This window comes from Allobosea sp., assembly GCF_030695125.1.
Taxonomy (GTDB): domain Bacteria; phylum Pseudomonadota; class Alphaproteobacteria; order Rhizobiales; family Beijerinckiaceae; genus Allobosea.
On the sequence record NZ_JAUYTP010000026.1, the window covers coordinates 1 to 11284 of the forward strand.

The window sequence follows — 11284 nt, forward strand, 5'->3', positions numbered from 1 at the left end:
GCGACGGTCTTGGTGAAGCTCTTGGTCATGACGCTCATCCTCTGGCTGGGCGGCGATCCGTTCGCCGATGAATTGACCCTAGAGCCAGGCCCATCGGTGCGCTGTTCCCGCGGGAACAGGCCAGGACAGATCACGGTCCGACCGGCCATCCTGCCGCTGCCATGAAAAAACCCGCCGGCGCGAGCCGGCGGGCCTGATCGTCTGTCGGGGCGACGGTGTCAGATGTAGCTGACGTTCGCCGCTTCCGGGCCCTTCTTGCCGGCGCGGATCGAGAAGCGCACGCGCTGCCCGTCCATCGGCGGCTGCAGGCCGCTGCGGCTGAGCGAGGAGACGTGCAGGAACACGTCCGCGCCGCCCTGGTCGGGCGCGATGAAGCCGAAGCCGCGCTCCGTATTGAAGAACTTCACGGCGCCGTCGAAGGGGCCGTCCATCGGGGCGCTGTCGCGGTTGCCGAAGCCGCCGCGATCGCCGCGATCGGCATAACCACCACCACCGCCACCATAGCCACCGCGATCACCGCCACGGTCACCATAGCCGCCGCGGTCACCGCGATCGGCGTAGCCGCCACCACCGCCGTAACCGCCACCGCCGAAATCGTCACGTGGGGCGCGGGGTGCGCGGGGCGCCGACTGCGTCGCGGTCGAGGCGTCGATCTCGTGCACGGCCACGACCTGCAGGCCGCGGCGGCCTTCGCCGAGATCGCAGACGATGGTCGCGCCCGGCAGCAGGGACTGCTGGTCGAGCGGGCCGATCGCCGAGATATGCAAGAACACATCGCCCGAACCATCGGCGGGCGATGCGAAACCGAACCCCTTCTCGGGGTCGAACCATTTGACCTTGGCTTCGATATTCTCGTGCGTGACGAAAGGCTGGGCGGCGGAAGGCGGGCGACGATCGTACATGGAGCTTCGAGGATGAGTGACCGGGAGCGCACAATCTAGCGCAAGCAAAGCGCGCCGTCATCGGGGGATGACGGGTAAATTGTCAGCAGCGATGCGCCGCGCGCCCGGTCTCCCGTAGCGGCGCCGCCGATCTTTTGCCGGCGTTGCAGTCAGTCCGGCCGGTCGGCCCGGGCGAGCACCGCCTGCAGCAGCACATCGAGGCCAGGCTCGAGGTCCTCGCGCGTGCAGAGCTCGCCGTTGTTGTGGGTGATGCCGCCCTTGCAGGGGGTAAAAATCATCGTCGTCGGGGCATGGCGGGCGACAAAATAGGCATCGTGCCCGGCCTGACTGAGGATGTCCTTGTGCCGGTAGCCGCGCACGGTCGCGATACCCCGGACCTGCTCGATCAGGTCCTGCGCGAAGATCCGCCCGCCCCATTGCCAGACATCGAGGATCTCGACGCTGCAATCGGCCTTCGCCGCGGCCTCGAAGGCGGCCCGCCGCATCGCCTCGGCCATCACCGCCGAGGTCGTCGGATCGGGATGGCGGACATCGCCCACGGCCTGCGCCCAGTCGGAGAGGATGCCCGGCTTGTTGGGCCAGGCGACGAGGCGGGCGGCGGTCGCCTTGCCGCCCGTGCCGGCATGGACCCAGCCGAGATCGTCGACCGCGACGAGGAAGCGCGCGCCGGCGATCAGCGCGTTCCTGCGCCTCTCCATCGGCCAGGGGCCGGTATGGGCGGTCTCGCCCTTGAACTCGATCAGCATGCCGGTCGAGGGGAAGCCGCCGGTGACAATGCCGACCTGCATGCCCTCGCGGTCGAGGATCGGCCCCTGCTCGATATGCAGCTCGTAATAGGCGTCGAAGGCATGGGGCCTGTCCTGGACCTCACCGAGATAGCCGATGCGGGCGAGTTCCTCGCCCATCGTCCTGCCGTCCTCGTCGATGCGGCCGCGGGCCCAGTCGAGCGTGTAGGTTCCGGTGAAGGCGCCCGAGCCGACCATGGGCGGCGAGAAGCGGGCGCCTTCCTCATTGGTCCAGTTGACCACCTCGATCGGCCGGCGGGTGCGATGGCCGATCGTGTCGAGCGCGCGGCAGACCTCCAGCCCGCCGAGCACGCCGAGGATGCCGTCGAAGCGGCCGCCATTGAACTGGGTGTCGAGATGGCTGCCCATCACCACCGGCGGCAGGCTGTCGTCGCTGCCGGCGCGCCTGGCGAAGATGTTGCCGATGCCGTCGATGCGGACGCTTAGCCCGGCCTCCCGGCACCAGGCGACGAACTGGTCGCGGACCTCCTTGTCGGCATCGGACGCCGCCAGCCGCGACAGGCCGCCGGGCCGGCCGGGTCCGATCTCGCCCGAGCGCTCGATCGTCGCCCAGAAGCGGTCCATGTCGATATGGGCGGGTGTCGGCTGGTCCATGGCGCTCGTCTTCGGCTCTCGTCTGCGGGCGGCGCGGCGGCGCAGCCTCCTTCGGGCCAAGCGAGTATCGGGCCAAAGCGGACAGGGCGGCAAACGCAGAGTGGCGAAGGCGTCTTGCGCAGGAGGCATGACGCCCCGGGGGTCAACGGCCAGCCGGGTTCGGAACGGCGGCTCCCGGGCTCGCCTCAGCGCGCCGCGGTGCCGCCTTCCGCGGCCGGCGGCAGGGTCGCGCCGGCGCCCAGCGAGCGCTGCACCATGACGCTGTCGGACCATTTGCCATAGCGATAGGCAACGCCGGGCAGCAGGCCGACCCTCGCGAAGCCGAAGCGCTCGTGCAGCGACAGCGAAGCCGCGTTCTCGGCGTCGATATAGCCGATCATCTGCCGGTAGCCGGCCGCTGCGCTGGCATCGATCAGCGCCTGCATCAGCAGCCGCCCGATGCCGCGACCGAGATGGTCGTGGTGGACATAGACCGAGTGCTTGACGGTGAAGCGGTAGGCCGGCCGCTTCCGGAACAGCACGACATAGGCGTAGCCGACGACCTCGCCCTGCAGCGTCGCCACCAGATGCGGCAGCTTCCTGTTCTTGGGGTTCTTGCTGCTGAGCAGGTTCTTGCGCCGCTCCTTCAGGTCGTCGGGTTGCGGCGTGCCGGTGTCGGCGACGCCGTCCTCGACGCCCCGGCGGATATGGCGGCGGTAGATCGCCAGCATGGGCTCGACATCGGCCTCGCGCGACGCCCGGATCACGATGGGGTTGTGGGCGTCCATCCTGGCCTGCCTAGCCGCCGGCCGCTTCGCTGACGACATAGGTGTAGAGCCTGACCGCGCCCGCATGATCGGTCTCGCGATAGACGCCCTGGATCTCGACATCGAAGCCGGGGAAGGTGTTGAAGCTCGCCTCGAACATCCTGAGATAGTCGATCATCGGCTGGGCGCGCTCGCCCAGGCGCTCGCCCGGGACGATAGACGCGATGCCGGGGGGATAGACCACGAAGGGCGTCGTCGCGATGCGGCCGGCGATGGTGTCGATCGGCAGATAGTCGACGTCGTTGCGGGTCAGGCAACGGGCGGCTTCATGGGGCGACATTGCCATTTCGGGCAGGTGTTCCTGAAGGAACTGACGCGTCTGCAGGCCGCTGACATCCCAGTCGCGGAAGAAGCGGTGCATCTGCCCGCAGAGATCGCGCAGGCGCACGCCGTCATAGCGGGCCGGCCGGCGCCGGTAGAACTCGGGAATGACGTCCTCGAGCAGGGCGTTGTCATCATGCAGCTTCTTGAAGGCGACGAGCCCGCTGATCAGCGTCCCGGCCTTGCTGGCCTCGACGCCCGGCGTCAGCAGGAAGAGCAGCGAGTTGAGGTCGTTCTTCTCGGCGACGATGCGGTTCTCGCGCAGGAACTGGGCGACGACCGGCGCGGGGATGCCATGGTCCTCATAGGCGCCGGTCGTCCGGTCGAAGCCGGGGGTGAGCAGGGTGAGCTTGTTGGGGTCGGTCATGGCGAAGCCGGCTTCCATGCCGGCAAAGCCGTGCCAGCCGGCGCCGGGCGAAAGCTGCCAGAAGGCCGGGTCGCTGGCGAGTTGGTCGGTCGCGACCATTTCCCAGGCGACGTCATGCACGCCGCCCGGGCGCGCCGCATCGGGAATCGAGACCCGGTCGGGCACGAAGGGCTCGAAGAACCAGCGCCGCTCGGGCCTGGCCTCCTTCTCCTCGAACTCGCGGCGGACCGCCCGGATTTTCTTTCTGAGCTCGATGCCGAGCCGGATCGTGTCGTCCCAGAGCACCTCGCCGGACCGCCCCTTCATCATCTGCGCGCCGACATCGAGCGAGGCGAAGAGCGGGTAGAAGGGCGAGGTCGAGGCGTATTGCATGAAGCTCTCGTTGAAGCGGCGGTGCTCGACGCGCCGCTTCTGGCCCTTGATGTGCCGGTCCTTCATGTGGATCTGCGAGGCCTGGCTGAAGCTCGCCAGCTGCTTGTGGGTCGATTGCGTGGCGATGATGCCCGGCGAATCCGGGCCGAGATCCTTCAGCCCCATGGCAAAGCGCCCGGCATAGAGCGGGTGGAACTTCATGAAGCCAGCCCAGGCCTCGTCGAACAGGATGTAGTCGCAGAGATGCCCGATCTTCTCGAGGATCATCTGGGCGCTGTGGATCGTCCCGTCATAGGTGCATTGCTCGACGACCGCGACGCGGAAGGGGCGCGGCTTCTTCCAGGCCTCGGGGTCCTTGACCAGCGGGTTGGTGCGGATGCGCTCGCGCAGGGCATCCTCGTCGAAGGCGTCCCAGCGCATCGGGCCGATCAGCCCCCAGGCGTTGCGCACGGTGGGGATGTAGACCGGGGTGCCGCCGGAGATCAGCAGCGCGCCGTGATGGGCGGCCTTGTGGTTGTTGCGGTCGAACAGGACGAGGTCGCCATCGGTGACCAGCGCGGCCAGCGCGACCTTGTTGGAGGTCGAGGTGCCGTTGAGGACGAAATAGGTCTTCTCCGCCCCGAAGATCTGGGCGGCTTCCTTCTGGGCCTTGAGGGCGGGGCCCTCATGAGTCAGGAGATCGCCGAGGTCGAGCACGGAATTGTCGAGGTCGTCGCGGAAGACCGCCTCGCCGAGATGCTCCATGAAGACCCGGCCGATCGGGCTGCGGCTGTAGAAGACGCCGCCATTATGGCCGGGGCAGGTCCAGAGATGGTTGCCCTCCTCGGCATAATCGACGAGCGCGCCGAAGAACGGCGTCTTCAGCGTCTCGGCATATTGCTTGAGCCGGCTGATCAGGCTTTTGGCGATGAAGGGCGGTGTCTCCTCCGAGAGGAAGATGTAGCCGTCGATGAAGTCGAGCACCTCGACCGGAACATCCTCGAAGCGCTTGCGGCGGATCAGCAGGATGATCGGGAATTCGAGCCCGCGCCGGCGCATCAGGTTGATCAGCGCGGCGGTCTTGCCCTCCAGCCCCTTCTTGCCCCAGTCGACGACCATGCAGCCGATCGCCGCGTCGGTCTGCACCGCGATCTCGGCGTCCTCGAGCTTGCGCGCCTTGACGACCTCGAAGCCGGACCGCTCGATCTCGTCGACGATCTGGTGGAAGCGGATGCCCTCGAGGTCCTCGGCATCGAAGTTCGGCGTCGCGAACAGGAAGGTGAAGCGCCTGAAATAGTCCATCTCGGCTCCGTCGGTCTGAATCTCGGGATATCTACGGTTTTCATGACGCTGCGACGAACGATCGGCCGTTTGCCGGCCGACCGCAACAAGTCGCCGCATGCCGGCGTTGTCTGATGACGAAGCGCCATTCGAAACGTGGTCCGCAAACCGTCATGGCTTCGACGCCAACCCCGGTTATGCTGCACTGCACTGGGGGCAGAGATGTTTTCACTTCACGGTCAGAAGATCCTGGTCGTCGGCATCGCCAATGAGCACTCCATCGCCTGGGGTTGCGCCAAGGCATTCCGTCGGCAGGGCGCCGACCTCGCGGTCACCTGGCTCAACGCGAAAGCCGAGCCCTTTGTTCGGCCGCTCGCCGAAGCGCTCGATGCGCAGATCATGGCGCCGCTCGACGTCACCCAGCCGGGCGCGATGGCGGCGCTGTTCGAGGAGATCGGCCAGCGCTGGGGCCGCCTCGACACGCTGCTGCACTCGATCGCGTTCGCACCCAAGGCCGATCTGCAGGGCCGCGTGGTCGATTGCTCTTCGGAGGGCTTCGCCCAGGCGATGACGATCTCGGTCCATTCCTTCCTGCAGATGATGCGGCTCGCCGAGCCGCTGATGCCCGCCGGCGGCACCTGCCTGTCGGTGTCGTTCTTCGGCTCGTCGCAGGTCGTGCGGCACTACAACATGATGGGCCCGGTCAAGGCCGCGCTGGAAAGCGCCGTGCGCTATGCGGCGGCCGAACTCGGCGAACAGGGAATCCGCGTTCACGCGCTCTCGCCGGGGCCGCTGGCGACGCGCGCTGCCTCGGGCATCGACCATTTCGACGAGTTGCTCGACGCGGCCGCCAGCCGTGCGCCCACGCGCCACCTCGCCACGATCGAGGATGTCGGGGCCATGGCGGCGTTCCTCGCCTCCGCGGAGGCTCGCAACCTCACCGGTGGCATCCACGCCATCGATGGCGGCTTCTCGATCATCGCGTGAGGGAGCCCCGACTCATGGCCTGCGCCCGCGACCGGTTCGACGCCGTGACCACCGCTCGGGAAACCGCTAAGGCTGAGGCGGTCGCCCGGCGCCATCGTCATGGCCAGACCGCGACCAGACAGGACGCTTGAGATGCATCTGATCAACCGGACCTTCGCCGAGCTGCAGCCCGGCGAAACGGCGGAACTGCGCCGCGTCATCACCCCCGACGACCTCTATGTCTTCGCGGCGGCCTCGGGCAACTACAACCCGATGCATCTGCCGCAGACCGATGTCGATGGCGACGGGTTCGCCGAGAACATGGTTCCAGGCATGTTCGTCGCCTCGCAGATTTCGGCTGTTCTGGGCATGCTCCTGCCGGGCGCCGGCACGCTGTATCGCCGCCAGGTGCTCGATTTCCACGAACGCGCCCATGCCGGCGACGAGCTGCTATGCCGGGTCAGGGTGCTGGAAAAGCTGGCCGACGGCGTGGTGCGCATGGAGACGCAGGTCGTGCGCCCGCTGGATGGCGCGGTGATCGTCAGCGGCGAGGCGATCGTGATCGCGCCGCAGGTGAAGTTCGACCGCGACGGCGTCGAGGTGCCGGGCCTCGTCGTCCAGCGCCACCGGCATTTCGAGGCGCTGCTGGAGCGGGCACGCCCGCTGCCGGCGCTGCCGGTCGCGGTGGTGTGCCCGCATGACGAGAACTCGCTCGGCGGGGCGCTGCTGGCGGCGAAGGAAACCATCATCACGCCGATCCTGATCGGGCGCGCGGATAAGATCCGCGCGGCTGCGCTGGCGCTGGAGGCCGATCTGTCGGGGTTCGAGATCATCGACATCGCCGGCGACGTCGCAGCGGCGGCGATGGCCTGCCAGCTGGTGCATGAGGGGCGCGCCGGGGCGGTGATGAAGGGCCATCTCCACACCGACGATCTGTTGAAGCCGATGCTGGACAAGGTCACCGGCCTCAGGGTCGGGCGGCGCTTCACCCATGTCTTCGTCATGGACGTGCCCGGCCATCCCGAGCCGGTGATGGTGACCGACGCCGCGATCAACATCGCGCCCGACCTCGCCACCAAGGTGGACATCGTCCAGAACGCCATCGATCTCGCTCGTTCGCTCGGCATGGAGCCGCGCGCCGGCATTCTCTCGGCAGTCGAGACCGTCAATCCGGCGATCCAGTCCTCGATCGACGGCGCGCTGTTGTCGAAGATGGCCGAGCGCGGCCAGATCACCGGCGGGCAGGTCGACGGGCCGCTCGCCATGGACAATGCGATCGACCGCGGCGCCGCGCGCAGCAAGGGCCTGAGGGGCGGGGTCGCCGGACGGGCCAACATCCTGGTCGTGCCGGGCATCGACGCCGGCAACATGCTGGCCAAGCAGCTCTCCTTCGTCAGCCATGCCGAGGGCGCCGGCCTCATGCTGGGTGCGCGCGTTCCGGTGATCCTGAACTCGCGCTCCGACAGCGCCATGTCGCGCCTGGCCTCCTGCGCCGTGGCGGCGCTCCACCATGCCTGCAAGGGAGAGACGCCATGACGGCAGACGCCATGACGGTCGAGATCATCGCGGCTGAAACCGACAGGCCCGACGTCTGGCGCGATGCCGGCTTCCTGGCGCTGAACGCCGGCTCCTCCTCGCTGAAATTCGCGGTCTTTCCCGCGCAGGGCGAAACCGCGCTGATGACCGGGCTGGTCGACCGGATCGGCCCCGAGGGCACGCTGAAGATCAAGGACGGTGCGGGCCAGCCGATCGAGCCCGCCGAGGGCGCGCTGACCAGCCATGATGCCGCGCTGGCGACCGTGATCGCGACGCTCAAGCGCGAACTGCCTGATCTCAAGATCGCCGCCGTCGGCCACCGCGTCGTCCATGGCGGCATCCACTATACGGCCCCGGTCGTTGTGGACGAGGCGGTGCTGGAGACGCTTTCGACGCTGTCCTCCTTCGCTCCGCTGCACCAGCCGCACAACATCGCCGGAATCCGCGCCGCTATGGAGGCCTTTCCCGGCGTGGCACAGGTCGCCTGTTTCGACACCGCGTTCCATCGCGGCCAGCCCTTCGTCAACGACACCTTCGCCCTGCCGCATCGCTATTACGAGCAGGGCGTGCGCCGCTATGGCTTCCACGGGCTGAGCTACGAATACATCACCGGCGAGATGACGGAGATCGCGCCGCATCTGATGGCCGGCCGCGTCGTCGTCGCGCATCTGGGCAACGGCGCCTCGATGTGCGCGATCTATCGGGGGCGCTCGGTCGCCTCCTCGATGGGCTTCTCGGCGCTGGACGGGCTGCCGATGGGCACGCGCTGCGGCCAGCTCGATCCCGGCGTGATGCTCTACATGCTGGACCAGGAAAAGCTGAACACGGCGCAGATCCGGCAGATCCTCTACAATGAATCCGGACTGCTGGGCCTTTCGGGCGGGCTCTCCAACGACATGCGCACGCTGGAGGAGGCCGACACGCCTGAATCCCACCGCGCGATCGACTATTTCGTCTTCCGCATCCAGCGCGAGCTCGGCGCCATGGCCGCCGTGATGGGCGGCATCGACGCGCTCGTCTTCTGTGGCGGCATCGGCGAGAATTCGCGCGTCGTCAGGCGGCGCGTCTGCGAGCGGCTGGGCTGGATGGGAATCGAGATCGACCATGGCCGCAATGCCGAGAGTGCGACGGTGATCTCCTCGGAATTCGCCCGCACCACCGTGATGATCGTGCCGACCCGCGAGGATCTGGTGATCGCGCGCGCCGCACGCGCCATCGCCGGCGTGCCGGCGGCCGGTGCCGCCTGACCCGGCTGGCGACAGCTGCGATGGACAAAAGAAAAAGCCCTGCAAATCCGACGATTTGCAGGGCTTCGAATATGGTGGGCGCGACAGGGATCGAACCTGTGACCCCTACGATGTCAACGTATTCCTAAAGCGGTTTCGCGTCCCTGCGGAACGGCCCGAATCCCTGCAGGATCAATCGCTTGCGGTGACGTCCCGTGCATGGCCGTGCATGGCGATTCGAGACCAAACCGTAGGGTTACGGGACCATTTCGGGACCACCTCAAGCCGCCGCCGCCGCCGCTTTCTGGTACTCGACGTGATGGTGGCCGTAAGTCTCCAGAAGCATTTTCATCGACATGCCGAGGAACTCCGCGACCTCGGCAGGCGCCACGCCCGCCCGCAGGAGCAACGTCGCCCGCGAGTGCCGCAGTATGTGCGGCGTCGGCGTCCCTGGCCCACCCTCGGCCAAGCGGTCGGACCCGTCGATATCGCGCTTCCCCAGGTCGGCAAGCTTGGCCGCCGCTTCGAAGGCCTGCCCGATCCGTGCGATCGGCTGGCCCTGGTAGCGGACGATTCGGTTGGGGAGGGTGACGCCTTCCTTGGCGAGCTCGGCGGCGAGCTTGCGATCGGCCTCGCGCCATTCGACCAGGCGAGGCAGGAGGCGGTCGGGGATGCGGCATGCTGGCTGGCGCTTGCGCGTCTTCACCGCCTTCGCTCCGGAGCGGTGAATCGTCATCGCCCCGAAATCGATCCATCCACGGATGCCCTCCGGATCGCGCTCCCATCCCAGGCCAAGGATCGCCGCGCTGCGGGTTCCCGTCGCGAATCCGATCTCCAGAAAGCGCTCCAGGTGGGGCAACGGCTCGCCGCTGCGTTCCCAGGTGCGGACGCCGTCGACGCTGACGATTCGTTCGCCCTGGGCGATGCGTAGGATCGCTGCGTATTCCGAATCGGTCAGCCAGTCGGGGCTCGCATCGGCCTTCGCCGGGAGCGTCACCTGCGGTCGCGCCGTGAGAGTGAATTCCTTGTGCCACGCCCCGATCGCCGCCGAGAGGGTCTCAAGCTCCCTCCTGGCTGTCGCCGGCGACACGGGCTTCCCGGCCTTCGCACCCTTGGGCACGAATACCTCGGCCGTGCGCTTATCGACGTAGGCCCGGCACGTCACGCCCCGGACCTGCGCCAGGTTCTTGCCGCCCCAATGTCGCATCAGATGCGCCATATGGTAGCCCGCCAGGTTTTGGTTCGGCGTCCCGATCTGCCGCTGACCATAGAAGACAAGGCAGCGCTCGATGCTGACGAGCCGGGGATCGCTCGTGGTCGGATCGTCATCCGGTGGCGCGGCGAAATCGAGTTCGCGCTGGATGCGCTCCCGCTCTAAGAGGTACGCACCAAGGGCCGCTTGAGCCGCTCGATCATCGCCAGCGCGGACGTCGAGTCGGCGCTTGACGGGCTTGCCGGTCGCCGGGTCGGTGTCGCGGATGATGTATTTCCCGCGCTTCTCGTCGACGTCGAGGCGGGGCGGCTTGATTGGACGCGGCAACGGTCTCTCCACTCTACTAGCTGACGGCGCGTGACGAGGATTCGATGACCGTGCCGCTCGGGCCGCAGGTCACCGCGCCGGATCGCGCCGCGCAGGTCCGCGACGCTGAAAGCGGGGAAACCGAGCGGTCCTGCGACCTCGGGCGACCAGATTGCGGTCTCCAGCGTGAGGGGGGAGTCCTCGCCGGCGACTGCTGCGAGATCCTGCTGCCCCTCGGACAGGTCAATCCGACCCAGGTCGAAAACGTGTTTTGAATCCATGCCTTGGAGAGTCGCGCACCGTAGTGCTGCAGTCAATAGTGATTTCCATACGATGCAAAACGAAGATTCAATAGAATTGCGCGATTTCAATTAGGTAATCGTCAAAACCTCTATGGGATGTTGCTCAAATCAGAGTTTCGAGGGCACGCGTTTTCATGAGTCTCACGAGTCCAGCTATCAACGCGAATATGGGGGATCGACGCTTCGACGCGTTCGATGCCGCCCATATTTTCGGGCTGCACTGCGCTGAGACCAGCCGCGTGACGACGACCGATTGCAGGGTATTCGCAAGCTGCACGGCGACGTCGATGGACTGCACGAACCCGGC

General features: G+C 67.2%; 9 protein-coding genes. 4 read left to right on the forward strand and 5 right to left on the reverse strand.

Features of this window, described 5'->3' with window-relative positions:
* Positions 1–218: 218 nt before the first annotated feature.
* The 4 genes from Q8S38_RS07075 to Q8S38_RS07090 form a co-directional block, all read right to left on the reverse strand.
* Positions 219–902: a cold-shock protein gene (locus tag Q8S38_RS07075; RefSeq protein ID WP_305679718.1), complete on the reverse strand. Its 684-nt coding sequence runs from the start codon at positions 900–902 to the stop codon at positions 219–221.
* 149 nt (positions 903–1051) lie between these two features.
* Entirely contained in the window at positions 1052–2302 is a 1251-nt protein-coding gene (locus Q8S38_RS07080) for a Zn-dependent hydrolase (protein WP_305679719.1), read from the reverse strand.
* 185 nt (positions 2303–2487) lie between these two features.
* Positions 2488–3069: a GNAT family N-acetyltransferase gene (locus Q8S38_RS07085; RefSeq protein ID WP_305679720.1), complete on the reverse strand. Its 582-nt coding sequence runs from the start codon at positions 3067–3069 to the stop codon at positions 2488–2490.
* A gap of 10 nt (positions 3070–3079) precedes the next feature.
* On the reverse strand, positions 3080–5449 hold the full coding sequence (locus Q8S38_RS07090) for an Orn/Lys/Arg family decarboxylase (RefSeq protein WP_305679721.1): 2370 nt from the start codon (positions 5447–5449) through the stop codon (positions 3080–3082).
* A gap of 201 nt (positions 5450–5650) precedes the next feature.
* Between Q8S38_RS07090 and fabI the strand changes: the two genes are divergently transcribed.
* The 3 genes from fabI (at position 5651) to Q8S38_RS07105 (ending at position 9177) form a co-directional block, all read left to right on the forward strand.
* Positions 5651–6415 carry an enoyl-ACP reductase FabI gene (fabI, locus tag Q8S38_RS07095; RefSeq protein WP_305679722.1) on the forward strand — a complete coding sequence of 255 codons (765 nt, stop codon included), beginning with the start codon at positions 5651–5653 and terminating at the stop codon, positions 6413–6415.
* 132 nt (positions 6416–6547) lie between these two features.
* Complete coding sequence (locus Q8S38_RS07100) at positions 6548–7930, forward strand: bifunctional enoyl-CoA hydratase/phosphate acetyltransferase (protein ID WP_305679723.1); 1383 nt, start codon at positions 6548–6550, stop codon at positions 7928–7930.
* Positions 7927–9177, forward strand: a complete 1251-nt coding sequence (locus tag Q8S38_RS07105; RefSeq protein ID WP_305679724.1) for an acetate/propionate family kinase — start codon at positions 7927–7929, stop codon at positions 9175–9177. The genes Q8S38_RS07100 and Q8S38_RS07105 overlap by 4 nt, the downstream gene beginning before the upstream one ends.
* Before the next feature lie 259 nt (positions 9178–9436).
* Here the strand turns inward: Q8S38_RS07105 and Q8S38_RS07110 are convergent, their stop codons facing one another.
* Entirely contained in the window at positions 9437–10696 is a 1260-nt protein-coding gene (locus tag Q8S38_RS07110; protein WP_305679725.1) for a tyrosine-type recombinase/integrase, read from the reverse strand.
* Positions 10697–10740: 44 nt separating this feature from the next.
* On the opposite strand from Q8S38_RS07110, the gene Q8S38_RS07115 reads away from it, so the two are divergent.
* Positions 10741–10950, forward strand: coding sequence for a hypothetical protein (locus Q8S38_RS07115; protein ID WP_305679726.1), 210 nt, complete (start codon positions 10741–10743; stop codon positions 10948–10950).
* Positions 10951–11284: the final 334 nt, after the last annotated feature.